The sequence below is a fragment of the Kaistia sp. SLG-1 genome, assembly GCF_059699055.1.
The window spans coordinates 4,043,579-4,065,996 of sequence record NZ_AP048544.1; the positions used below are offsets into that span (position 1 = coordinate 4,043,579).

At 67.1% G+C, this 22,418-nt stretch carries 24 protein-coding genes; 13 read left to right on the plus strand and 11 right to left on the minus strand.

Features of this window, described 5'->3' with window-relative positions; all coding sequences use genetic code 11:
• The first annotated feature begins 181 nt into the window (after positions 1-181).
• Positions 182-1,069, plus strand: coding sequence for a branched-chain amino acid aminotransferase (locus AC6HZP_RS18705; protein WP_497524061.1), 888 nt, complete (start codon positions 182-184; stop codon positions 1,067-1,069).
• A 75-nt stretch (positions 1,070-1,144) separates the two neighbouring features.
• Here AC6HZP_RS18705 and AC6HZP_RS18710 read toward each other — a convergent pair whose 3' ends face one another.
• A complete protein-coding gene (locus AC6HZP_RS18710) occupies positions 1,145-1,480 on the minus strand; it encodes a GIY-YIG nuclease family protein (RefSeq protein WP_497524062.1) in 336 nt (111 codons plus the stop codon).
• Between the two features lie 495 nt (positions 1,481-1,975).
• Entirely contained in the window at positions 1,976-2,272 is a 297-nt protein-coding gene (locus AC6HZP_RS18715) for an accessory factor UbiK family protein (protein ID WP_201400517.1), read from the minus strand.
• A gap of 149 nt (positions 2,273-2,421) precedes the next feature.
• Between AC6HZP_RS18715 and lgt the strand changes: the two genes are divergently transcribed.
• The 5 genes from lgt (at position 2,422) to AC6HZP_RS18740 (ending at position 6,823) form a co-directional block, all read left to right on the plus strand.
• Positions 2,422-3,246, plus strand: a complete 825-nt coding sequence (lgt, locus tag AC6HZP_RS18720) for a prolipoprotein diacylglyceryl transferase (RefSeq protein ID WP_497524063.1) — start codon at positions 2,422-2,424, stop codon at positions 3,244-3,246.
• Positions 3,243-4,322, plus strand: a complete 1,080-nt coding sequence (locus tag AC6HZP_RS18725; protein WP_497524064.1) for a class I SAM-dependent methyltransferase — start codon at positions 3,243-3,245, stop codon at positions 4,320-4,322. The genes lgt and AC6HZP_RS18725 overlap by 4 nt, the downstream gene beginning before the upstream one ends.
• A 15-nt stretch (positions 4,323-4,337) precedes the next feature.
• Complete coding sequence (pgeF, locus tag AC6HZP_RS18730; RefSeq protein ID WP_497524065.1) at positions 4,338-5,108, plus strand: peptidoglycan editing factor PgeF; 771 nt, start codon at positions 4,338-4,340, stop codon at positions 5,106-5,108.
• 112 nt (positions 5,109-5,220) lie between these two features.
• A complete protein-coding gene (locus tag AC6HZP_RS18735) occupies positions 5,221-5,739 on the plus strand; it encodes a hypothetical protein (RefSeq protein ID WP_497524066.1) in 519 nt (172 codons plus the stop codon).
• Between the two features lie 151 nt (positions 5,740-5,890).
• A complete protein-coding gene (locus tag AC6HZP_RS18740) occupies positions 5,891-6,823 on the plus strand; it encodes a ribose-phosphate pyrophosphokinase (protein ID WP_201400522.1) in 933 nt (310 codons plus the stop codon).
• A 378-nt stretch (positions 6,824-7,201) separates the two neighbouring features.
• On the opposite strand, the gene exbD is transcribed toward AC6HZP_RS18740, so the two are convergent.
• Both exbD and exbB read right to left on the minus strand, forming a co-directional pair.
• A complete protein-coding gene (exbD, locus tag AC6HZP_RS18745; RefSeq protein WP_497524067.1) occupies positions 7,202-7,621 on the minus strand; it encodes a TonB system transport protein ExbD in 420 nt (139 codons plus the stop codon).
• Positions 7,622-7,629: 8 nt separating this feature from the next.
• The gene (gene exbB / locus AC6HZP_RS18750) at positions 7,630-8,502 is read right to left on the minus strand and encodes a tonB-system energizer ExbB (protein WP_497524068.1); all 873 of its coding nucleotides are present in this window, start codon (positions 8,500-8,502) and stop codon (positions 7,630-7,632) included.
• Positions 8,503-8,771: 269 nt separating this feature from the next.
• Between exbB and AC6HZP_RS18755 the strand changes: the two genes are divergently transcribed.
• From AC6HZP_RS18755 to ychF, 3 genes are read left to right on the plus strand one after another with little or no spacing between them, the layout of a single operon-like run.
• The gene (locus AC6HZP_RS18755) at positions 8,772-9,398 is read left to right on the plus strand and encodes a 50S ribosomal protein L25/general stress protein Ctc (protein WP_201400525.1); all 627 of its coding nucleotides are present in this window, start codon (positions 8,772-8,774) and stop codon (positions 9,396-9,398) included.
• Positions 9,399-9,437: 39 nt separating this feature from the next.
• Positions 9,438-10,205, plus strand: coding sequence for an aminoacyl-tRNA hydrolase (gene pth, locus AC6HZP_RS18760; protein ID WP_497524070.1), 768 nt, complete (start codon positions 9,438-9,440; stop codon positions 10,203-10,205).
• A gap of 8 nt (positions 10,206-10,213) precedes the next feature.
• Positions 10,214-11,308: a redox-regulated ATPase YchF gene (gene ychF, locus AC6HZP_RS18765; protein ID WP_497524071.1), complete on the plus strand. Its 1,095-nt coding sequence runs from the start codon at positions 10,214-10,216 to the stop codon at positions 11,306-11,308.
• 76 nt (positions 11,309-11,384) lie between these two features.
• Here ychF and AC6HZP_RS18770 read toward each other — a convergent pair whose 3' ends face one another.
• The 6 genes from AC6HZP_RS18770 to AC6HZP_RS18795 form a co-directional block, all read right to left on the minus strand.
• A complete protein-coding gene (locus AC6HZP_RS18770) occupies positions 11,385-12,338 on the minus strand; it encodes a DUF4282 domain-containing protein (protein WP_497524072.1) in 954 nt (317 codons plus the stop codon).
• Positions 12,339-12,384: 46 nt separating this feature from the next.
• A complete protein-coding gene (locus AC6HZP_RS18775; protein WP_497524073.1) occupies positions 12,385-13,029 on the minus strand; it encodes a glutathione S-transferase family protein in 645 nt (214 codons plus the stop codon).
• A 1-nt stretch (position 13,030) separates the two neighbouring features.
• On the minus strand, positions 13,031-13,573 hold the full coding sequence (locus tag AC6HZP_RS18780) for an adenine phosphoribosyltransferase (protein WP_201400530.1): 543 nt from the start codon (positions 13,571-13,573) through the stop codon (positions 13,031-13,033).
• A gap of 163 nt (positions 13,574-13,736) precedes the next feature.
• The gene (locus AC6HZP_RS18785) at positions 13,737-14,615 is read right to left on the minus strand and encodes an S-methyl-5'-thioadenosine phosphorylase (protein WP_497524074.1); all 879 of its coding nucleotides are present in this window, start codon (positions 14,613-14,615) and stop codon (positions 13,737-13,739) included.
• Between the two features lie 299 nt (positions 14,616-14,914).
• Positions 14,915-15,802: an oxygen-dependent coproporphyrinogen oxidase gene (gene hemF / locus AC6HZP_RS18790; RefSeq protein ID WP_497524075.1), complete on the minus strand. Its 888-nt coding sequence runs from the start codon at positions 15,800-15,802 to the stop codon at positions 14,915-14,917.
• 11 nt (positions 15,803-15,813) lie between these two features.
• Positions 15,814-16,302 carry a tRNA (cytidine(34)-2'-O)-methyltransferase gene (locus AC6HZP_RS18795; RefSeq protein ID WP_497524076.1) on the minus strand — a complete coding sequence of 163 codons (489 nt, stop codon included), beginning with the start codon at positions 16,300-16,302 and terminating at the stop codon, positions 15,814-15,816.
• 76 nt (positions 16,303-16,378) lie between these two features.
• Between AC6HZP_RS18795 and AC6HZP_RS18800 the strand changes: the two genes are divergently transcribed.
• Both AC6HZP_RS18800 and AC6HZP_RS18805 read left to right on the plus strand, forming a co-directional pair.
• The gene (locus tag AC6HZP_RS18800) at positions 16,379-18,229 is read left to right on the plus strand and encodes an ABC transporter ATP-binding protein (RefSeq protein ID WP_497524077.1); all 1,851 of its coding nucleotides are present in this window, start codon (positions 16,379-16,381) and stop codon (positions 18,227-18,229) included.
• Between the two features lie 418 nt (positions 18,230-18,647).
• Positions 18,648-20,483 (plus strand): ABC transporter ATP-binding protein, encoded by a 1,836-nt coding sequence (locus AC6HZP_RS18805; RefSeq protein ID WP_497524078.1) that lies wholly within the window; start codon positions 18,648-18,650, stop codon positions 20,481-20,483.
• A gap of 53 nt (positions 20,484-20,536) precedes the next feature.
• On the opposite strand, the gene AC6HZP_RS18810 is transcribed toward AC6HZP_RS18805, so the two are convergent.
• The gene (locus tag AC6HZP_RS18810) at positions 20,537-20,920 is read right to left on the minus strand and encodes an antibiotic biosynthesis monooxygenase (RefSeq protein ID WP_497524079.1); all 384 of its coding nucleotides are present in this window, start codon (positions 20,918-20,920) and stop codon (positions 20,537-20,539) included.
• Between the two features lie 161 nt (positions 20,921-21,081).
• On the opposite strand from AC6HZP_RS18810, the gene AC6HZP_RS18815 reads away from it, so the two are divergent.
• Together AC6HZP_RS18815 and petA are read left to right on the plus strand one after the other, a co-directional pair.
• Positions 21,082-21,633 carry a MarR family winged helix-turn-helix transcriptional regulator gene (locus tag AC6HZP_RS18815; protein ID WP_497524080.1) on the plus strand — a complete coding sequence of 184 codons (552 nt, stop codon included), beginning with the start codon at positions 21,082-21,084 and terminating at the stop codon, positions 21,631-21,633.
• Positions 21,634-21,844: 211 nt separating this feature from the next.
• Entirely contained in the window at positions 21,845-22,405 is a 561-nt protein-coding gene (gene petA, locus AC6HZP_RS18820) for a ubiquinol-cytochrome c reductase iron-sulfur subunit (protein ID WP_201400537.1), read from the plus strand.
• The last annotated feature ends 13 nt before the right edge of the window (positions 22,406-22,418 follow it).

Here is a 22,418-nt window from a genome sequence, read left to right on the forward strand (position 1 = left end):
CACCCCGCGAGCCAGGCCCGCGCGATGGCGTTTCGACCGGCACATTACCGACTGTTTCAAAACCGCGCAAAAACTCGTCGCCAGATCCGACTTTACTTTGCCCGTCTGGCGCGAGAAGTAAGCACGATAATCAACGCCAACAGGGCGCGACCGCACCGGCGGCCGATAAGGAGTGAGGAAGATGAGCGCGGTTCCCTTCGACCAGAAAGATGGTTGGATCTGGATGAACGGATCCTTCGTTCCGTGGAAGGACGCGAAGATTCACGTACTCACCCATGGCCTGCACTATGCGAGCGCCGTGTTCGAGGGCGAGCGCGCCTATGGCGGCGAGATCTTCAAGCTGCGCGAGCATACCGAACGCCTGTTCCTTTCGGCCGAAATCCTCGACTTCAAGATCCCCTACACGATCGAGGAGATCGACGAGGCCTGCAACGCGACGCTCGCCAAGAACGGCCTGACCGACGGCTATCTGCGTCCGATCGCCTGGCGCGGCAGCGAGGCCATGGGCGTCTCGGCCCAGAAGAACCGGATCAACGTCGCCATCGCCGCCTGGGAATGGCCGTCCTACTTCTCGCCCGCCGAGCGCCTGAAGGGCATCCGCCTCGACTGGGCGAAGTATCGTCGTCCCGACCCGAAGACGGCGCCGTCGCTCGCCAAGGCCTCCGGCCTCTACATGATCTGCACGATCTCCAAGCACGCGGCCGAATCCCGCGGCTATGCCGACGCGCTGATGCTCGACTGGGAAGGCAACGTCGCCGAGGCGACCGGCGCCAACGTGTTCTTCGTTAAGGATGGCGTCATCCATACGCCGCAGGCCGACCGCTTCCTGAACGGCATCACCCGCCAGACGGTCATCGGCCTCGCCAAGGCCCGGGGCATCGAGGTGATCGAGCGCCGCATCGCCCCGGAAGAGCTGTCGACCTTCTCGGAATGCTGGCTCTGCGGCACCGCCGCCGAAGTCACGCCGGTCTCGGAGATCGGCGAATACAAGTTCACGCCGGGCAAGATCAGCGCCGACCTGATGCAGGCCTATACGGACCTGGTCCAGCCGGCCAAGGTCTCGGCCTGAGCTACATCGCTGCCAGCGCAGCCTGAATAAAGAAACGGCCGGAGACATCTCCGGCCGTTTTTCTTTGTCGGGGATTCAGACAGTCTCGGCGCCGAGTGCGTTCCGCCAGTGAAGGCCGCGCTCCTTCAGCAGCGCGTTGCGGATATAGGCCGACTCTTCCGGCTCCAGCCGCTCCAGTATCTCGAAGGCGAACGCGGCCTCGCCATGTTCCCGCCACGCCTTCTGCAGGCTCGGCGAGGTGCAGCTGCCATGGCCGAGGGTGAACCAGAGCCGGTTCTGGATGGCGTCGAGATTGGGGGTCTTGCCGACCCAGGCCTGACCGCTCGCGGCGCAGCGCACGGCATAGATGCCGGGCGTGTCTTCCCGCTTCTTGTAAGCCGCGATCGCCGCCTTCTTGTCGTCGCGCTGCATGACATCCGCTCCTGGACGCGCGACCACCCGGCCACGCCAAGCCGGCCTTTTACCCGGGCGATATCAGGAAGTCAATATTACCCGGGTTAAAATAGGCGACAGATGCACTTCCTTCACCTCTCCCTGAGGGAGAGGTCGGAGCGAAGCTCCGGGTGAGGGTTTAGGGAACCATCCGGAAATAACTGGATTCAAACTGCGGGAGCCGAACCGGCGAGGCCGTAAACCCTCACCCGCCGGCTTGCGGCCGTCGACCTCTCCCTCAGGGAGAGGTGAAAATCGGGAGCCATAACCCGAAAGGCCCACCCTCCGCCGTCATCCCTGCGAAAGCAGGGATCCATGCCGACCCACGCTCAAGCCCCCGCGCGACGCACAACCCGGCGGAAATGGATCCGGGCTCGGAGGCCGGGATGACGGCGAGCGTGGGGCAACGTTGCGAGGCCGGGCCCCATATCCTTGGGAACCAACCGAACCTGGCGGCTGGCGGAAAGCTCCGCCTCAGTGTTCGTCCGACTTCGGCGCCGCCACGACGTGGCCCTGGGTGAGCACGGCGAGCTTCGCCTCGAGCTCGGCCACCTTCGCCGAAAGCGCCTCGTTTTCGGCGCGCGCCTTCTGGGCCATCTCGCGGACGACGTCGAACTCGTCGCGCTTGACGAAATCCATGTCGGCGAACAGACGCTCGGCCTGGTGCTTCATCACCGTCTCGGCCTCGCGCTTGACCCCCTGCGCCATGCCGGCGGCGTCGGTCATCAGCTTGGCGAATTCGTCGAACAGCCGGTTCGGGGTCGTGTTCATGGGGCAGCCTCCGGGGAAACAACTTATTGGTTCTAGTATGGTTGCCGGGAGCCGCGCGAACAAGGTGTCGACGGGTCGCGCACGCCCGGACTTGACCCTTCCCCCCGGATCAGCGCACCAATGCCCCCGACTGACTGCCGGAGCCCCCCATGCTGTTCGCCCTGCCCTTCCCGGCCATCGACCCGACGCTGATCGAGATCGGTCCGTTCGCCATCCGCTGGTATGCCCTCGCCTATATCGTCGGCATCCTGATCGGCTGGTGGTACGCCAAGCGCCTCGTCGCCAATCCCGCCCTCTGGGGCCCGGCCGGCGCGCCGATGAAGCCGATCGACATCGACGATTTCGTCGTCTGGGCGACGCTCGGCATCATCCTCGGCGGACGGCTCGGCTACGTGCTCTTCTACGGCTTCGACCAGTTCATGGCGAACCCGATCGAGATCCTGCAGGTCTGGAACGGCGGCATGTCGTTCCACGGCGGCTTCCTCGGCACCGTTTTCGCCATGGTGCTGTTCGCGCGTTCGCGAAAAATTCCGACCTGGTCGCTGATCGACGTCGTCGCGCCGTCGGTGACCTTCGGCCTGCTCTTCGGCCGCATCGCCAATTTCATCAATGGCGAGCTCTGGGGCCGGCCGACCGACGTCGCCTGGGCAATCATCTTCCCGCATGCCGACGGCCAGCCCCGGCATCCGAGCCAGCTCTACGAGGCGTTGCTGGAGGGGCTGGTGCTGTTCCTGGTGCTGCGCTTCTTCACCCACAAGCAGCTGCGCCTGCGCCAGCCGGGCTTCGTCTCCGCCATCTTCGCCATCGGCTATGGCCTGGCGCGCATCTTCTCCGAATTCTTCCGCGAGCCGGATATCCAGATCGGCTATCTCTCCGGCGGGCTGACCATGGGCATGCTGCTGTCGCTGCCGCTGGTGATCGCCGGCATCATCCTGCTCGTCGTCGCCTCGCGGCGGCCGGTCGCCACCGCATGACGCCGGTCGGCGCGAAAACGACGCCGCTCGGCGAGAAACTCGTCCGTCGAATCGAGGCGCTCGGACCGATCACCGTCTCCGACTACATGGCCGCCTGCCTCGGCGATCCCGAGCACGGCTATTATATGACGCGCGAGCCCTTTGGCGCGGCGGGCGACTTCATCACAGCGCCGGAAGTCAGCCAGATGTTCGGCGAGCTGATCGGCCTCTGGGCGGTCGAGTGCTGGCGGCGCATGGGCCGCCCGACCGCGTTCGTGCTGGCGGAGATCGGCCCCGGACGCGGCACGCTGATGGCCGACGCGCTGCGCGCCGCGCGGACCGAGCCGGCCTTTCTCGCGGCGGCGCGGTTCCACCTCGTCGAGACGAGCGAGCGGCTCCGCGCGGTCCAGCGCGAGGCGCTCGACGGCCACGCAGTCGAATGGCTGGAGCGGGTCGACGATCTTCCCGACGGCCCCGCCATCCTTATCGCCAACGAATTCTTCGACGCGCTGCCGATCCGCCAGTTTCTCCGCACCGACGAGGGCTGGGCCGAGCGGATGGTGGGCCTTCGCGACGGCGCGCTCGCCTTCGGGCTCCGGCCCGGCGCCCGGATCGACGGCGCCGACGAGCGGGCGCCGGCCGGCTCGACGCTGGAGGTCGCCACCATCTCGGCCGCGATCATGGCCACCCTCGCCGATCGGCTCAGGCGTTTCGGCGGCGCGCTGCTCGCGATCGACTACGGCCATGCCGGCGAAGGCTTCGGCGACACGCTGCAGGCCGTGCGCGGCCACCGCTTCGACGATCCGCTCGCCCATCCGGGCGAGGCCGACCTGACCGTGCATGTCGATTTCGCAGCGCTCTCCCGCGTCGCGGCCGCGCAGGGCGCCCGGCCCTCGCCGGTCTGGACGCAGGGCGAATTCCTACTCGCCCTCGGCCTCCTCGAGCGCGCCGGCCGCCTCGGCGCCGGCAAGGACCCGGCGACGCAGGACGCGATTCGCGCCGCCGTCGAGCGGCTGGCCGGCCCGGAGGCGATGGGGACGCTGTTCAAGGTCCTCTGCGTGACCGGCGGCGATCTCGCCGTTCCCCCCTTCGGATAACCCAGGGAGTATCCCATGAAGATCACCGCTGACCTGCTTTCCGCCCTCCCCGGCATCCGGCACGGCTTCTTCACCCGTCGCGGCGGCGTTTCCGACGGCATCTATTCGAGCCTGAACTGCGGCGTCGGCTCGGCCGACGAGCGGGACCATGTGCTGGAGAACCGCGCCCGCGTCACCGCCGACCTCGGCGTACCGGCGGACAGGCTGGCGACGCCCTACCAGGTGCACAGCCCCGACGTCGTCGTCGTCGACGCGGTCTGGGCGACCGGCGACGGCCCCAAGGCCGACGCGGTGGTGACCAGTAGGCCCGGCATCGCGATCGGCGTCGGCACGGCCGATTGCGGCCCCGTGCTGTTCGCGGATGGCGAGGCGGGCGTCGTCGGCGCCGCGCATGCCGGCTGGAAAGGCGCCTTCGCCGGCGTCCTGGAAGCGACGATCGCCGCCATGGAAAGCCTCGGCGCCCGCCGCGACCGCATCGTCGCCGTGCTCGGCCCGACGATCTCGAAATCGGCGTATGAGGTCGGCCCCGAATTCCGCGCCCGCTTCGTCGAGGCGGAAGCGGACAACGCCGCCTTCTTCACGCCCTCGCCGCGCGCCGAGCACCACCAGTTCGACCTGCCGGCCTTCATCGGCATGCGGCTGCGCGCCGCCGGCGTCGGGTCGATCGGCGATCTCGGGCTCTGCACCTATGCCGATCCCGAGCGCTTCTTCTCCTATCGGCGCACGACGCATGCCGGCGAGCCGGATTATGGTCGCCTGCTGCACGCGATCGCCCTCGCCGCATGACGGGATCGGCGTCGGATTCACCACCGGAAGTAAAGCCGTTCTGGACCACACGACGAATAGAAGCTAGACAGGATTTCGGGGTCCTGACGACCGCGCCGGAAGGACGATCGCCATGATGGTGAAGGGAAATCCGCTGCTGGGCTGCATCGCCATCCTGTTGGCGACGTTCGCACTGGCGGCCTGCAACAACACGCTGAGCTCCGGTCAGCCGGCCGCGTCCGCGACGTCTTCGGACAGCAGCGCGCCCGCCCGGCCGGCCATCCCCTTCGCGACCGCGAAATTCTCGTTCGCCCCGGTGACCGGTGCGCCGCCGAACATTCTCTCGAGCCTGTCGACGCAGCTTGCCCAGGAAGCGGCGGCGCAAAACGTCGCGCTCGTCCCCTCGGGCGACACGCAGGCGAACTACGTGATCAAGGGCTATCTGTCCGCCGTCGGCGACTCGTCCGGCACGATCCTGGTCTATGTCTGGGATGTCTTCGATGCCGGCGGACGTCGCGTCCATCGGATTTCCGGCCAGGAAACCTCGACCAACGGCTCGCAGGATCCCTGGCTTGGCGTCGACGGGGCCACGCTTTCGAATGTCGCGCGGCGAACCGTCGCCTCGCTGGTTGCCTGGGGAACGGGGGCCTGATCGGGATCCCGATCTCATTCCGAGCTTGCCGCCCGCACGCGAATCGCGTTTGCAGTGCGGCGGCGCAGTTGGTACAACGCCGCCGCTCGAACGAACGGCCCTTCGCGGGGTCGATTTTTCCCAATATCTCCTCATGTCGGGACACGAGACCTTGAAGCTGGTTGCCGGAAACTCCAACCGGGTGCTCGCCGAGGCGATCGCCACCTATCTCGAAATCCCGCTCGCCAAGTGCTCGGTCCGGCGGTTCGCGGACGAAGAAATCTTCGTCGAGATCCAGGAAAACGTGCGCGGCGAGGACGTTTTCGTCGTCCAGTCGACCAGCTTCCCGGCCAACGACCACCTGATGGAACTCCTGATCATCATCGATGCGCTGCGCCGCTCCTCAGCGCGCCGCATCACGGCGGTGATCCCCTATTTCGGCTATGCCCGCCAGGACCGCAAAGCCGGCCCGCGCACGCCGATCTCGGCAAAACTGGTCGCCAACCTGATCACCAATGCCGGCGCCGATCGCGTCCTGACGCTCGATCTGCATGCCGGCCAGATCCAGGGCTTCTTCGATATCCCGACCGATAATCTGTTCGCCGTTCCGGTGATCACCCGCGACATCAAGGAGCACTACGAGCTCGAGAATGTCATGGTGGTGTCGCCCGACGTCGGCGGCGTGGTACGCGCCCGCGCGCTGGCCAAGCGCATCGACGCGCCGCTCGCCATCGTCGACAAGCGCCGCGAGCGGCCGGGCGAGTCGGAAGTCATGAACATCATCGGCAATGTCGAAGGCCGCGACTGCATCCTGTTCGACGACATCGTCGATTCCGGCGGTACGCTCTGCAATGCCGCCGAGGCGCTGCTGGCGCAGGGCGCCAAGTCGGTCGTCGCCTACATCACCCATGGCGTGCTCTCCGGCGGCGCCGTTGCCCGCATCAGCAATTCCGTGCTGAAGGAGCTGGTGATCACCGACTCGATCCAGCCGACCGAGGCCGTCCGCCAGGCGCGCAACATCCGCGTCACCTCGATCTCGACCCTGCTCGGCGAAGCGATCAACCGCACCGCCAGCGAGAAGTCGGTCTCGAGCCTGTTCATCTGATATTTGTTGCCGCCGCCCTCGGGCGGCGCGGACAAGAAAAAGGCCCGGATGCCAGTCAGGCAGTCCGGGCCTTTTTCGTGTTCAGTGTCCGGCCGATAGTCTGGACGACGCGGACCTACGTGTAAATTTCAACTGCGTAGATCTGGAAGGCTCGGGCTCCCGGACCGCCGTCCCGAAACTCGACCATCATCCTGAGGTGCCCGGCAAAGCCGGGCCTCGAAGGAGGATCCAGGGAACACTCGTGATATGGATTGGGCGCCGGACTTCGTCGACAAACCAGAGCGCCCGCTGGATCGTCCTTCGAGGCTTCGCTTACGCGAAGCACCTCAGGATGATGGTAGAGCCTCGCCAGCCAGCCGGAATATCGCCCGAACGTCTCTATCGCCCGCCGTCGAGGCCGACGAGCGCCACCTTGGCGTAGCCGGCGTCGCGGAGCTTGTTCATGACCTCCATGACGTCGCCATAAGGCACCTTGCGGTCGGCGCGCAGATAGAGGCGCTCCTCGCGATTGCCCTTGGTGGCATGGTCAAGCGCGGCGCCGAGGCCATCGGCGGCGACCGGGTCATTGCCGAGCACCAGCGAAAGGTCCGCCTTCAGCGACAGGAACAGCGGCTTGTCGGCGCGCGGCGCCGCCTTGGCGTTCGAGCGCGGCAGGTCGACCGGTGCATCGACGGTCGCGAGCGGCGCCGCGACCATGAACACGATCAGGAGCACCAGCATCACGTCGATGAACGGCGTGACGTTGATCTCGCTGTTCTCGACGAGCTCGTCGTCGTGATGGCTGAGCTTGGCGGCCATGGTCTACCTCACTCCGCGGCGGCGAGACGGGCGGTGCCGCGCGCCTCTGCGCGGTCGAGATCGCGCGACACCAGCCGCAGCGTCTGCGCCGCCACGTCGGCGATCACAGCCTTGTTGCCGGCGATGACGCGGGCGAAGACGTTGTAGAACAGCACGGCGGGAATGGCGGCGACGAGGCCGATCGCGGTCGCGAACAGGGCTTCGGCGATGCCGGGGGCGACGACGGCCAGATTGGTCGTGTTCGCCTGGCTGATGCCGATGAACGAATTCATGATGCCCCACACGGTGCCGAACAGGCCGATGAAGGGCGACAGCGAGCCGACGGTGGCGAGGATCGCCGTGCCGCGGATCATCTCGCGACCGGCGGCGGATTCGATCCGCTCGAAGCGCGAGGCGACGCGCTCCTTGATGCCCTCGGACGACAGCCCGGCGGAGACGGCGACCTCCTCGGCGGCGGCCTGCACCAGCAGCGCCGCCGTATTCTTCCGCCGCGCCACCTGCGTTTCGGCCTCGGCCAGCGAACGCGAATGGGTGATGCGCTCGGCGAGCGAGCGGGTGCGGTGGCGGATGGCGAACAGTTCGAGCGACTTCGACAGGAAGATCGCCCAGGTCAGGATCGAGGCGATGCCGAGCCCGATCATGACGGTCTTCACGACGATGTCGGCCTGCATGTACATGCCGACCGGCGAGAGATCATGCGGCAGGGTCGCGCGGTCGACGCCGGGTTCGCCGACGACTTCCGGGGCCTCGAACACCGGAGAGGCCGCCTGCTCGATGGCCGGCGCTTCCGCCTGGCCATAGGCCGAACCGGCCCCGACCGACAGCGTGATACCGACGATCGCGACGAGGAGAGCCGCACCGCGACTTAGCTTTCCGAGCATGGCCAGACATACCGCTTAAAGATGAGTTTCATAGTCCGAATAACCCACCGCCCAAGCCGGCGCAACCCGCGCCGGATTTCTACCCTGCTTGAATGCGGAGCCGGCTTCGCCCTTTGACCCGGCGAACGGCACGGTTCCGGCCGGCTTCGGGCCAGCTTGGGCCCCGCGCGGCTTGTTCCGCCGGGCCGCCTCGTCTATAAGGACGCCGGCCGCGCCGACACCCCTGGAGGCACCGCGGCCTTTTTCTGTTTCACACAAGGAGAATACCGATGAGCAATACTTACGAGCTCACGGCCTCTGTCCGCAACCGCGTGGGCAAGGGGGCCGCCCGGGCGTCGCGTCGCGAAGGCAAGATTCCGGCCGTTATCTACGGCAACAAGCAGGCTCCTCTGGCGATCGAGCTGGACCACAAGACGATCTTCATGAAGCTCCACGGCGGCGGCTTCCTGACGACGATCGCGACGATCAACGTCGACGGCCAGAAGATCACCGTGATTCCGCGCGACTACGCGCTCGATCCGGTCACCGATCAGCCGATCCACATCGATTTCCTGCGCGTCTCGGCTGGCTCGACCCTGCACGTCCAGATCCCCGTGCAGTTCATCAACGAAGAGCAGTCGCCCGGCCTGAAGCGCGGTGGCGTGCTGAACATCGTCCGTCATGACATCGACGCGACGGTCCCCGCCGATGCGATCCCGGATCACATCGTCGTCGACCTGACCGGCCTCGATCTCAACGATTCGGTCCACATCTCTGCCGTCAAGCTGCCGGCTGGCGTCACCCCGATCGTCTCGGAGCGTGACTTCACGATCGCCACGATCGCCGCCCCGGCTGGCCTGAAGAGCGAAGAAGGCGAAGCCGCGGCCGCTGAGGCTGCTCCCGCCGCCAAGGCGTAAGCTTCGGTCCCTTCTCCGGTTCAGCGTGGGGGAAGCACGATGCTCCTCATTGTCGGTCTCGGTAACCCGGGCAGCCAATACGCGCTCAACCGGCACAATATCGGCTTCATGGCGGCGGATGCGATCCACCGCCGCCATGGCTTCAGCCCCTGGCGCTCCAAGTTCCAGGCTCTGGTCTCCGAGGGCACGCTCGCGGGGCGGAAGACGCTCCTGATGAAGCCCCAGACCTACATGAACGAAAGCGGCCGCGCGGTCAGCGAGGCGGCGCGATTCCACAAGATTCCGAACGCCGACATCGTCGTCATGCATGACGAGCTCGACCTGCCGGCCGCCAAGATCCGGATGAAGACCGGCGGCGGCCATGGCGGTCACAACGGCCTGCGCTCGATCAGCGCCCATATCGGCGAGGATTACCGCCGGCTGCGCCTCGGCATCGGCCATCCGGGTTCGAAGGAACTCGTGCACGGCTATGTCCTGCATGATTTCGCGCGCGTCGACGGCGAATGGATCAACCCGTTGCTCGACGCCGTCGCCGACAATGCGGCGCTGCTCGCCGACGGCAAGGACAGCACCTTCGGCAACCGGCTGCACCGCAGCCTGGAACCGGAGAAGCCGGCCAAATCGCCCAAGGCGGAGAACGCTCCCAAAGCGGAGAAGGCTCCCAGGACGGACAAGCCCGGCGGCAAGGATCCGGCCACCACGGCGGCATCAGCCGCTTCCGCCGCCCCCACTTCACCAGCCTCATCGCCGGTCGGCGGGCCGTTCGCGGCGGGGCTGAAGCGCCTCTTCGGCGTCAAGGACGAGTAAGGAACATCATGGGCTTCAAATGCGGGATCGTCGGCCTGCCGAATGTCGGCAAGTCGACCCTTTTCAACGCGCTGACCAAGACGGCGGCGGCGCAGGCGGCGAACTATCCGTTCTGCACCATCGAGCCCAATACCGGCGAAGTGGCCGTGCCCGATCCGCGCCTCGACAAGCTGTCGGAGATCGGCAAGTCGCAGCAGATCGTGCCGACGCGCCTCACCTTCGTCGACATCGCCGGCCTGGTGCGCGGCGCGTCGAAGGGTGAAGGCCTCGGCAACCAGTTCCTCGCCAACATCCGCGAAGTCGACGCCATCGCGCATGTGCTGCGCTGCTTCGAGGATGGCGATATCACCCATGTCGAAGGCCGGATCGACCCGGTTTCCGACGCCGAGACGGTCGAGACGGAGCTGATGCTCGCCGACCTCGACAGCCTCGAGCGTCGCGTCTCGCCGCTGCGCAAGCGCGCGGCGACCGACAAGGAAGCCAAGGCGCAGGTCGTCATGATGGACGCCGTGCTGGAGCTGCTGCGCGAGGGCAAGCCTGCCCGCCTGCTCCAGGTCTCGGCCGAGGATCGCCCGCTTTTCGACGGGCTGAACCTCTTGACCTCGAAGCCGGTCCTCTATGTCTGCAACGTCGAGGAATCGGCGTCCGCCACCGGCAATGCCTTTTCCGATCGCGTCTTCGAGATGGCCAAGGCGCAGGGCGCCGGCTGCGTCACCATCTCGGCTGCCATCGAGGCCGAGATCGCGCAGCTCGACGCCGCCGAGCAGGAAGAGTTTCTGGAGACGCTCGGCCTCGACGAGCCCGGCCTCGACCGCCTGATCCGCGCCGGCTACGACCTGCTCGGCCTGATCACCTATTTCACGGTCGGCCCGAAGGAAGCCCGCGCCTGGACGATCACCAAGGGCACCAAGGCGCCACAGGCCGCCGGCGTAATTCATTCCGATTTCGAGCGCGGCTTCATCCGCGCGCAGACGATCGCCTTTGAGGACTATGTCCGCCTCGGCGGCGAAGCCGGCGCCAAGGAAGCCGGTCGCGCCCGCGACGAAGGCAAGGAATATGTCGTCGCCGACGGCGACGTGCTGCTGTTCCGCTTCAACACCTGAGGCGGATCCTTCCGGAATAGAAAAAGGCCCGGCGAACGCATCGCCGGGCCTTTTTTGTATCCTGTGCCGGACGGGATCAGGCGGCGTCGTTCGCCTTCGGCTTGTCGCCCGCGATGTCGGCCGTCTTTTCAGCTTCCCGCGCCAGCGCGTCGCTGGCCGCGTCGACGAGCTTCTCGGCCGCGTCCCCCGCATCCTGCGGCACGGCGGCAGCCGTCTCGGCCGGGGCTGCATCCGCCGGCTTGGCATCCAAAGGCTTCGCTTCTGCGGGCTTGGCCTGAACGGGCTCGTCGCTCGCGGCCGGCTTGCGGAGTTCCGACTTGCGGCTCTCGGGCTGCTTCGCCTCGGCGTGCTTCGGCGCGGAAACGGGCCGGACCTCCGGGGCGGGCGCCCGCGCCGCGGCGGGAGCGGGCTCCGGCGCCCATGCCGGGGCTGCCGGCTCCTCGCTATGTCCCCTGGCGCTGGAAGGCGCGGGCCTCGGCGGCGAAACCGCGGGCGCCGGCTCGACGCGCGCCGGGGCGCTCGTCCCCTCGCGGCGGGCGCGAATCTCGGCCAGCCTTGCTTCCAGCGAGCTCGTTTCGGCGGAGCGTGCCTCCAGCCCGCGCGTATCGGCCCGGAGGAACTCGTCGGTAGCGGCGGGAGGAAGCATCGGCTCGGCCAGCGCCTCTTCCAGAACCTCGGCGAAGGAGAGCTCGGCAACAACAGGCGCGGGTGCGGAATGCGGCGCCGGAGCGAGGCGATCGATAGCGCCGAGATTGTCTCGGATGTCCATCAGGTTCTCGTTGACGCGGAACAGCATGATGACCGCTTCGCAGACGACCCGCGCGGCGACGATGCCGGCCAGCGCGCCGACGATGCTGACGGCGATCGCCAGCAGCCCTCCCCCGGGACTGGTCGAGACCAGCGAGATCCCGCCGACGAGGCCGGAAATGCCGAGCAGTACGGCGACCGCCGCGAGCAGCCAGAACAGCAGCTCGATGAACGACGTCGCGACGAACCGATCCCATTTGAAGAGGTCGAGAAAAGAGATCATTCCGTCATCCTAAGAAAACCCGCGAGACGACTCTCGCGCCAGAGTCTCACAATTCACGACGCGCCGCATCTTCCCAAGCCCTGAAGCCCGGATCGGCCAGCATTGTCGCCACATATTCACCGGCGATGTCGGACATCTTGGGCTCATAGGTGCGGATGCGGCTGATCACCGGGGCATACATGGCGTCGGCGATGGTGAAATGGCCGAACAGATACGGACCGTCGAGGCCATAGGCCGTGCGGCAATCCCGGAAGATCGTGTCGATGCGGGCGATGTCGGCGCCGACGCCCGGCTCATCCAGCCCGACGCCCGGCAGATGCTCGAAGAGATCCATGCCGAGCGCCATCCGGAGCGGCCGGAAGCCCGAATGCATCTCGGCCGAGATGGAGCGCGCGGTGGCGCGGGCGACCCGGTCGGCCGGCCAGAGGCCTGCTTCCGGATAGCTTTCGGCGAGATATTCGCAGATCGCCAGCGAATCCCACACCTTGACCGGCTCGTCGCCGCGGCGGTCGATCAGCAGCGGCACCAACCCGGTCGGCCCCAGCGCCACCGCCTCGGCCTTGCCGGCCGGCGTGCGATGCGGCAGCACGACCTCGTCGAAGGGCGCGCCGGTATGGCGAAGCGCCAGCCACGGGCGCATCGACCAACTCGACCAGTGCCGCGTCCCGATGACGATGGTGAAATGCGGCATCTCAGTGCCCTTCGAACGAGACGAGCGTGCGGACGGGAACATCGAGCGCGCGCAGCTTGGCGGCCCCGCCGAGTTCCGGCAGATCGATGATGAAGCAGGCGGCCTCGACGATGGCGCCGCGGTTGCGCAGCAGCTTGACCGCGCCCTCGGCAGTGCCGCCCGTCGCGATCAGGTCGTCGACGAGGATGACGCGGTCGCCCTTGCCGACGGCGTCGACATGCATCTCCATCTCGTCCGTGCCGTATTCGAGCGCATAGGACATGCTGACCGTCGTGAACGGCAGCTTGCCCTTCTTGCGGATCGGCACGAAGCCGGCCGACAGCTGGTGCGCCACCGCGCCGCCGACGATGAAGCCGCGCGCCTCGATGCCGGCCACCTGGTCGATCTTGGAGCCGGCCCAGGGCTGGACCAGCTCGTCGATCGTGCGCCGGAACGCCCGCGCATTGCCGAGCAGCGTGGTGATGTCGCGGAACTGGATACCGGGCTTCGGATAGTCCACGATGGTACGGATCGAAGCGGCGATGTCGTTCAATGCAGAGGTCATGGTGGCTTTCAGATATCTGCGGGGCGCTGCCGTAGGCTTGCCTCAGCTTGGTCCCCGCGTCCAGTTCGAAGACGGCGAATAAGGTAGCACGTCGGCCGCGTTTCCCCGCGCCCGGCGCGCCGGAGCCGGGCCCGGCCCGGCGGTGTACGGCTCGCTTGCCCGGTTACTTAGCCCCGAGAACGCGTCCGGCAACCGCGTCGAGCTTCGCGAGCAACGCGGGGTCGCGGGCATGCGGCGCCGTCATGATGGCATGCTCGAGCGCGCGATCGGAGCCGACCGGACAGGGCTCGTGCTCGGCCGGGAAATCGCGCGCCAGCCGCGCCACCAGGCGCTGCGCCTTGTCTCTGTTTTCGCCGAGCACCTTGACCACCGCCTCGACCGACACCGCCGCGTGGCCGGGATGCCAGCAATCATAGTCGGTGACCATGGCGATGGTCGCGTAGGAGATCTCGGCCTCCCGCGCCAGCTTCGCCTCCGGCATGTTGGTCATGCCGATCACCGAGGCGCCCCAGCTTCGATAGAGATGCGACTCGGCGACGGAGGAGAATTGCGGCCCCTCCATGCAGACATAGGTGCCGCCGACATGATGGTCGATCGCCTCCGCCTCGGCGGCGTGACGGATGTGCTCGATGAGTTTCGGCGCGACCGGATGCGCCATCGAGACATGCGCGACGCAGCCATTGCCGAAGAAGCTCGCGGGCCGGGCCACGGTGCGATCGATGAACTGGTCGACTACGACGAACTCGCCGGGAAAATGCTCCTGCTTCAGCGAACCGACGGCGGAGACGGAGACGAGGTCGGTCACGCCGGCCCGCTTCAGAACGTCGATATTGGCGCGGTAGTTGATGCCGGAGGGCGACAGCCGGTGGCCGCGGCCATGGCGCGGCAGGAAGACGATTTCCGTCGCGCCGATGCGGCCGAAACGGAGCTGATCCGAGGGCTCACCCCAGGGGCTCTCGATCGTCCGCCACTCCGCCCCTTCGAGGCCCGGCAGGTCATAGAGACCCGACCCGCCAATAATGCCGAGAACCGCCTTGGTCATGGAACCGCACCTGTCCGGGCCTTGTGCATGCGCGATACGCCGGCCTCCGAAGCGCCCCGCGAGGATGGCGCCGAGAATTGCAAAGCGCCCGGCCAAGCTCAAGCGGGTTCATGGTCGCGGGATGTCTCAGGCGGGCAGTGTCGCCGCCCCGTTGTGGTCCCGCCGCGTTCCAAGGCCAATCGCCCCGCGCCGCGGATGGATGACGGCGAGCGTGGGGCAAAGGCCGGCATTCGCTGGACCCTCCTTCGAGGCCCGGCTTCGCCGGGCACCTCAGGATGATGGTCGAGCCTTGGCGCCCCCTACGGCCACTTCACCACGGGGGGCATCGACGACAGGATCGAGTCGATGTTGCCGCCGGTCTTCAGGCCGAAGATCGTGCCGCGATCGTAGAGCAGGTTGAACTCGACATAGCGGCCGCGCCGGATCAGCTGTTCCTCGCGGTCGGCCTCGGTCCAGGGCGTGTCGAAATTGGCGCGCACCGCCGCGTCATAGGCGGCGAGAAAGCTGACGCCGACATCCCGGGTGAAGGCGAAATCGGCGTCCCAGTCGCCGGAATTGTGGCCGTCATAGAAGATGCCGCCGATGCCGCGCGGCTCGTTGCGGTGCTTCAGGAAGAAATACTCGTCGCACCATTTCTTGTAGCGCTCGTAGTCGGCGACCGGATGGCGGTCGCAGGCGCCCTGCATGGCGGCATGGAAGGCGATGGTATCGGGATCTTCCTGCGTCCGCCGGCGGTCGAGCACCGGCGTCAGGTCGGCGCCGCCGCCGAACCACTGCTTCGTCGTCACCACCATGCGGGTGTTCATGTGCACGGCCGGGACGTTCGGGTTGGTCATGTGCGCGATCAGCGAGATGCCGGCGGCCCAGAAGCGCGGATCTTCGGCAGCACCCGGAATGTCCTTGGCGAATTCCGGCGCAAAAGTGCCGTGCACGGCCGAGACGTGAACGCCAACCTTCTCGAACAGCCGGCCATGCATCAGCGCCATCGTGCCGCCGCCGCCCGGCGCGCCGGTATGGTCGGTGCGCTGCCACGGCTTGCGCTCGAACCGGCCCACCTTGTCGCCATAGAGCGCCGGCGAGGCCGCGTCTTCCAGCGCCTCGAAGCCGGCGATGATGCGGCCCTGCAGTTCCGCGAACCAGGTGCTCGCGCGGGCCTTCTTGTCCTCGAGTGCGTCAGGCAATGCCATTCTCGTCTTCCTCAGCAAACTTGAGCCGCAGCAATCTCGGCGCCCGGCAGGCCGCCTGTCTGCCGCAACGCCTCGCCTGTTACCATGGCGACCGTCATGGCGAGATTGATCGAGCGCAATCCCGGCCGCATCGGGACGATCAGTCGCGCTTCGGCCCGTTCATGCACCGATTCGGGCACGCCGGCGCTCTCGCGGCCGAAGAGAAGCACGTCGTCCGGCCGGAAGGCGAAATCGGTATAGAGCTGCGCGGCCTTGGTCGAAAGCAGCACCAGCCGGCCGCCCTCCCCGGCCCGCCAATCCTCGAAGGCGGCGAAAGAAATGTGGCGCCGGAGGACGGCGCGCTCCACATAGTCCATGCCGGCCCGCTTCAGGCCACGATCCGACAGGTCGAAGCCGGCCGGCTCGATGATGTCGACTTCCACCCCCACACAAGCCGCGAAGCGCAGGATGGCGCCGGTGTTGTGGGGAATGTCAGGCTGGTAGAGCGCAATGCGGGGCATATCGCCTTCTCAAGCAGGTTTGGCGCGGCAGGATCGCGGCAAGGGTGATACAGGCAAGGGTGATACAGGAACGGGAATGCTCCGCTACTTCGAACATCTGATCGATCCGTTCACGACGGAAGAGAACAGTCCGCCGACGGGGCTGCTCGCCTTCTATCGCCATTTCCTCATGCCCGTCTGGCCCTATGTCGTGGCGCTGATGGCGGCGGGCCTCGCCGTGTCGCTGGCCGAGGTGGCGATCTATTCCTATGTCGGCCGGCTGGTCGACCTGATGACCTCGGGCCAGCCCGGAAACTTCTTCGCCGAACATGGCTGGCAGCTCGCCGGCATGGCGCTGGTCGTCGTCGTCCTGCGGCCGCTCGTCAACGCCATCCAGACCATTCTCTCCAACCAGACGCTGCCGCCGGCGCTGACCGCCCGCGTGCGCTGGCTGAACCATCTGCATGTCGTCGGCCAGTCCTATTCCTTCTTCCAGAACGACTTCTCCGGCCGCATCGTCACCAAGATCGTGCAGACCGGCTCGGCGCTGACGCAGTCGATCACCCAGGTGATCGACGCGCTCTGGGTCATCTCCGTCTTCGTCGTCTCCGCCTTCTTCATCTTCGCCGATGTCAGCCTGCTGATGGCGGTGCCGCTGGCGATCTGGGTTCTGCTTTTGGCGGTCCTCGCCTATGTCTTCGTGCCGCGCGTGCGCAAGCGCGCCGCCGCCGCCTCCGAGGCGCGTTCGCTCCTGACCGGCAAGCTCGCCGACATCTACGGCAACATCCAGACGGTGAAGCTGTTCGCCCGCGACGGCCGCGAGGAGGATTCCGCCAGAGCCGCGATCGCCGAGCAGACCGGGCGGATGCTCGACCAGAACCGTCTGCTCACCACCCTCTCCATCCTGATGCAGTTCACCAACGCGCTCTTGATCGGCGCGACGGGCGCGGCGGCGGTGGTGCTGTGGATGCGCGGCGCGATCAGCGCCGGCGAGACGGCGGTGGCGCTCGGCCTCGTCATGCGCCTCACCGTCATGTCGGGCCGGGTGATGATGACGCTGACCGGCCTCTTCGACAATGTCGGCACGGTCGAGGACGGCATGCGCACGATCGCCCGCCCGCATGGCCTGACCGACCAGCCGGACGCGCCGGAATTGATCGTGTCCAAGGGCGAGATCGCCTTCGACAACGTCGTCTTCAACTATGGCGGCAAGACCCCCGTGCTTCGCGGGGTCAACCTCACCGTGAAGCCCGGCGAGCGCATCGGCCTGGTCGGCCGCTCGGGCGCCGGCAAGACGACGATGGTGAGCCTGCTGCTGCGCCTCTACGACCTCGAGGGCGGTGCGATCCGCATCGACGGCCAGGACATCTCGACGGTCACACAAGGGTCGCTGCGCGCCGCCATCGGCGTGGTGACGCAGGATACGGCGCTGCTCAATCGCTCGGTGCGCGACAACATCCGCTACGGCCGGCCGGATGCCGACGACGCGGCGGTCAGGGCGGCTGCTCGGCAAGCGGCGGCGGACCAGTTCATCGAGGGCCTCTCGGATCCGCGCGGCCGCACCGGCTACGACGCCCATGTCGGCGAGCGCGGCGTCAAGCTCTCCGGCGGCCAGCGCCAGCGCATCGCCATCGCCCGCGTGCTTCTCAAGGACGCGCCGATCCTCGTGCTCGACGAGGCGACCTCGGCGCTCGATTCCGAAATCGAATCGGTGATCCAGGAGCAGCTGGAAGGGCTGATGGCGAACAAGACGGTGATCGCCATCGCGCATCGCCTGTCGACCATCGCCGCGATGGACCGCCTCGTCGTCATGGACGAGGGCCGCATCGTCGAGACCGGCACGCATCAGGAGCTGCTGGCGGCGCAGGGCCTCTACGCCTCGCTCTGGGCGCGCCAGTCCGGCGGTTTCATCGGCGACCAGGCGCCGCACGAGATCGCCGCCGAGTAACGTCCCGCCGGACAAACTGTCGCACTTCCGCAACAAGTGACGCCGAAACGTCGCGGCATCCGCATTCCCGGCAGATCGACGCGCCGATTGCGTCTATGAAGGGCGGCATCGCACCAGTTGCCGCGCGCCATGCGCCGCAACGCAGATCCAGGAGGGTTGGATGGATTTGGTTCCCATGAACATCCGGTCCGGGATCCGCCTTGTTCAGATGGCCTTCGCCGCCGCCTGACCCTGCCCTGCCCCGATAGACCGAGCCCCCGACCTGCCTGAACGCGGCAGGCCCGGCTCGCCGCTCTTCGAGGCTCCCCACGATCCCTGGACCAAGGCCCCTCTCCCGCCGGAGACGCGCGCCGCCCCATCCGTTCGTTCCGCCGCGCAATCCGAGGCGCGGTCCCGCCATAGAACTCCGGACGTTCCCATGTTCCGCTATTTCGAATCCCTGATCGATCCGTTCAAGAGCCATGACGACAGCATGCCGCCGGCCACGCTGCTCGGCTTCTACTGGCGTTTCTGCCGGCAGATCTGGCCATTCCTGCTGATCCTGATGGCGATCGGCCTCGTCGTCTCGCTGATCGAGATCGCCATGCTTCGCTACATCGGCTCGATCGTCGATCTGCTGAAGTCGACGAGCCCCAGCGAAATCATGGCCGACTACGGCACGACCTTCCTCTGGATGGCGTTCGTCATCGTCATCGCCCGCCCGGTGGCGTCGGTGGCGCATGACCTCATCAACCAGCAGACCATCGCGCCGAACTTCACCAATCTGATCCGCTGGCAGACGCATCACTACGTCATGCGCCAGTCGATCACCTTCTTCGCCAACGACTTCGCCGGCCGCATCGCCTCGAAGATCGTGCAGACCGGCCCGGCGCTGCGCGAATCGGTGGTGCAGGTCATCGACGCGCTGTGGTTCGTGACCATCTTCGCCGGCTCGGCGCTGGTGATCTTCTGGAGCGCGGACTGGCGGCTCGCCATGCCGCTGCTGCTCTGGATCGCCGCTTATATCGTGACGCTCGCCTGGTTCGTGCCGCGCATCCGCGACCGCTCGACGATCATGTCGGAGATGCGCTCGCAGCTCACCGGCCGCATCGTCGACAGCTACACCAACGTCCAGACGGTGAAGCTGTTCGCCCATCCCGAGCGCGAGGACGACTATGCCAAGGAGGCGCTCGTCGAGCACACGGCCGCCTTCAAGGACGAGACGCGGCTGATCACGGCGATGAACGCCACGGTGTCGACCCTGAACGGCCTGCTGGTGACGGCGACCGGCGCGCTCGCCGTCTGGCTCTGGTCGCTCGATGCGCTGACGCTGGGCGCCATCGCCGTTGCGGCCGGCCTCGCCATCCGCATCACCAACATGTCCGGCTGGATCATGTGGGTTGCGGTCGGCATCTTCGAGCAGATGGGCACGGTGCAGGAGGGCCTGGAGACGATCGCCCGGCCCTATGCCCTGCTCGACAAGCCGGGCGCCAAGCCGCTCGTCGCCGCGAAGGGCGAGATCCGCTTCGAGGACGTCCGCTTCCACTATGGCAAGGCGGGCGGCGTCATCGAGGATCTCTCCGTCGTCATCAAGCCCGGCGAGAAGGTCGGCCTGGTCGGCCGCTCCGGCGCCGGCAAGTCGACGCTCGTCAACCTCTTGCTGCGCTTCTACGACGTCGAGGGCGGGCGGGTGCTGATCGACGGGCAGAACGTCTCGGACGTGATGCAGGACAGCCTGCGCCAGCAGATAGGCCTGGTCACCCAGGACACCTCGCTGCTGCATCGCTCGGTGCGCGACAACATCCTCTATGGCCGTCCCGACGCGCCGGAGGAGGCCGTCATCCGCGCCGCCCGACAGGCTCATGCGGAAGAGTTCATCGCCGGCCTCTCGGATCCGAAGGGCAGGACGGGGCTCGACGCCCATGTCGGCGAGCGCGGCGTCAAGCTTTCCGGCGGCCAGAGGCAGCGCATCGCCATCGCCCGCGTCCTGCTGAAGGACGCGCCGATCCTCGTCCTCGACGAGGCGACCTCGGCGCTTGATTCGGAGGTCGAGGCGGCGATCCAGGAGAGCTTCGCCGAGCTGATGGCGGGCAAGACGGTGATCGCCATCGCGCACCGCCTGTCGACCATCGCGGCGATGGACCGCCTGATCGTGCTCGACCAGGGCCGGATCGTCGAGACCGGCAACCACGAGGCGCTGCTGCGCCAGAACGGCCTCTATGCCAGCCTCTGGCGCCGCCAGTCCGGCGGCTTCCTCGGCCTGGAGAGCGCCTGAACCGGCCAGTAGGCGAGCGGCGGCGCATGCCGCTCGCCTACCCGCCCTCCGGGCTATCCGAAGGCCGGGATGCGGGCATAGGTGGCGATATCGGCGGTGATGCCGAGGCGCGCCAGCGACGCGTTGCGATCGAAGCCGATCTCGGCATAGCGCCTCGTCACCGCCTCGCTCACCCGGTCGACGACCTCGGCGCTCGCCCATTCGACGAGCGTGACGATGTTGTAGGCGCCGGGCCCGGACTGCTGCTCGAGGATCATGTCCTGCAGGAAGCCGTCCTGCTGCCGCAGGATAGCGTGCGCGTCCTGGACGCGGGCGAGAAACTCGTCGCGGCTGGCGGCTGGGACAATGAAGCTGTCGACGCGGTAGCGCGGGCCCGAGGCATTTTCCGCGGCTGCGCGGGTCGGAACGGATTCGGGGAAGGCAGACTGCTCGTTCATGACGGTCTCCTGTTGACGGACCACCGGCGAGATGACCGAAGGGCCACCGCCGCGATCCTGATTAAATATATGCATGACTCATGCATATAAAACAAGAGGACATTCCGTCGGGTCCGAATTGGCTTTGCGCGCAGGGGCCCGGCGGATGCTAGATTGTCGCCATGACCAACACGCCCGATGACGAATCCCGGCGCCGGATCGCCCGCATGGGGGCTGAGTCGCTGGAACGGCTGCAGCGCGAGCCGGCCCGCGCCGACGGCATCGGGCAGATCGATTCCGCGCTCGGCCGCATCCGGCGCAGCATGGCGCGGCAATCGCTCGGCCGGCGCGTGCTCTCCGATCTCGGCGCCGATATCGATCCCGGCCTCATCGAGGTGCTGCACGCCATCGCCGGCAGCGGCCCGGACGCGCAGGACGCCGTTTCGATCGGCGCCGTGGCGCAGGAGATGGGCGTCGACCCGTCGCAGGCGAGTCGGATGGTGCGCGAGGCCGTCGAAGCCGGGCTCGTGGTGCGGGTCGCCTCGCCCGACGACGCCCGCCGCAGCGTCCTACAACTTTCCGAGCTGGGGGCGTCGCTGGTCGCCAGCGCACGGAATTACAAGCATGTGCTGCTGCTCGAACACTTCCGCGACTGGCCGGAGCGGGACGTCGAGGAATTCGCGCGTTTGCTGACCCGGTTTTCCTCGCTCGCGCGCGGCAACGGCCAGAACTGACCCGCCGTCCCGCGACAATGTGCGCATCCTGTGTCCGCTCTCTGGACATTCCTCGCGGTCGGTGGCTAAACAGCTTCTAATCTGACAGATGGGGACCATGGCGGTTTTCCCATCAATTTCGGCCGGCTGCGGCCCGCAACGCTTCGATGCGGGACTCATACGGTCGAGGACGACGGCAGCTCCCGCTTCCGAGGACTGAGAGGGGATCATCTTGGCTGAAACCGCTACGGCAGTACCGACCCGCCGCGACTTTCTATTTATTGCGACCGGCGCCGTGGGCGCCGTCGGCGTCGCTGCCGCCGTCTGGCCCTTCATCAATCAGATGAATCCCGACGCGTCGGCGCTCGCGCTGGCATCCACCGAAGTCGACATTTCCGCGCTGCAGCCCGGCGACTCGCTGACCGTGAAGTGGCGCGGCAAGCCGGTGGTCGTGCGCAACCGCACCCAGGCCGAAATCGAGGCCGCTCGCGAGACCCCGCTGAGCGAGCTCAAGGACCAGGCGGCGCGCAACGCCAACCTGGCGCCCGACGCCCTTGCCAGCGACGCCAACCGCGCCGCGCCGGACAAGGAAAACTGGTTCGTGATGGTCAATGTCTGCACCCATCTCGGCTGCATTCCGCTCGGCCAGCAGGGTCAGTACAATGGCTGGTTCTGCCCGTGCCACGGCTCGACCTACGACACGGCCGGCCGCATCCGTGGCGGTCCGGCTCCGGAGAACATGGCCATTCCGGTCTATTCCTTCCTGAGCGACACCAAGATCAAGATCGGCTGACCGGGAGAAATTT

Bases quoted from the DNA above. Each gene is read 5' to 3' on its own strand.
- AC6HZP_RS18705 (WP_497524061.1), top strand. From the start codon at position 182: ATGAGCGCGGTTCCCTTCGACCAGAAAGATGGTTGGATCTGGATGAAC.
- AC6HZP_RS18710 (WP_497524062.1), bottom strand. From the start codon at position 1,480: ATGCAGCGCGACGACAAGAAGGCGGCGATCGCGGCTTACAAGAAGCGG.
- AC6HZP_RS18715 (WP_201400517.1), bottom strand. From the start codon at position 2,272: ATGAACACGACCCCGAACCGGCTGTTCGACGAATTCGCCAAGCTGATG.
- lgt (WP_497524063.1), top strand. From the start codon at position 2,422: ATGCTGTTCGCCCTGCCCTTCCCGGCCATCGACCCGACGCTGATCGAG.
- AC6HZP_RS18725 (WP_497524064.1), top strand. From the start codon at position 3,243: ATGACGCCGGTCGGCGCGAAAACGACGCCGCTCGGCGAGAAACTCGTC.
- pgeF (WP_497524065.1), top strand. From the start codon at position 4,338: ATGAAGATCACCGCTGACCTGCTTTCCGCCCTCCCCGGCATCCGGCAC.
- AC6HZP_RS18735 (WP_497524066.1), top strand. From the start codon at position 5,221: ATGATGGTGAAGGGAAATCCGCTGCTGGGCTGCATCGCCATCCTGTTG.
- exbD (WP_497524067.1), bottom strand. From the start codon at position 7,621: ATGGCCGCCAAGCTCAGCCATCACGACGACGAGCTCGTCGAGAACAGC.
- exbB (WP_497524068.1), bottom strand. From the start codon at position 8,502: ATGCTCGGAAAGCTAAGTCGCGGTGCGGCTCTCCTCGTCGCGATCGTC.
- AC6HZP_RS18755 (WP_201400525.1), top strand. From the start codon at position 8,772: ATGAGCAATACTTACGAGCTCACGGCCTCTGTCCGCAACCGCGTGGGC.
- pth (WP_497524070.1), top strand. From the start codon at position 9,438: ATGCTCCTCATTGTCGGTCTCGGTAACCCGGGCAGCCAATACGCGCTC.
- ychF (WP_497524071.1), top strand. From the start codon at position 10,214: ATGGGCTTCAAATGCGGGATCGTCGGCCTGCCGAATGTCGGCAAGTCG.
- AC6HZP_RS18770 (WP_497524072.1), bottom strand. From the start codon at position 12,338: ATGATCTCTTTTCTCGACCTCTTCAAATGGGATCGGTTCGTCGCGACG.
- AC6HZP_RS18775 (WP_497524073.1), bottom strand. From the start codon at position 13,029: ATGCCGCATTTCACCATCGTCATCGGGACGCGGCACTGGTCGAGTTGG.
- AC6HZP_RS18780 (WP_201400530.1), bottom strand. From the start codon at position 13,573: ATGACCTCTGCATTGAACGACATCGCCGCTTCGATCCGTACCATCGTG.
- AC6HZP_RS18785 (WP_497524074.1), bottom strand. From the start codon at position 14,615: ATGACCAAGGCGGTTCTCGGCATTATTGGCGGGTCGGGTCTCTATGAC.
- hemF (WP_497524075.1), bottom strand. From the start codon at position 15,802: ATGGCATTGCCTGACGCACTCGAGGACAAGAAGGCCCGCGCGAGCACC.
- AC6HZP_RS18795 (WP_497524076.1), bottom strand. From the start codon at position 16,302: ATGCCCCGCATTGCGCTCTACCAGCCTGACATTCCCCACAACACCGGC.
- AC6HZP_RS18800 (WP_497524077.1), top strand. From the start codon at position 16,379: ATGCTCCGCTACTTCGAACATCTGATCGATCCGTTCACGACGGAAGAG.
- AC6HZP_RS18805 (WP_497524078.1), top strand. From the start codon at position 18,648: ATGTTCCGCTATTTCGAATCCCTGATCGATCCGTTCAAGAGCCATGAC.
- AC6HZP_RS18810 (WP_497524079.1), bottom strand. From the start codon at position 20,920: ATGAACGAGCAGTCTGCCTTCCCCGAATCCGTTCCGACCCGCGCAGCC.
- AC6HZP_RS18815 (WP_497524080.1), top strand. From the start codon at position 21,082: ATGACCAACACGCCCGATGACGAATCCCGGCGCCGGATCGCCCGCATG.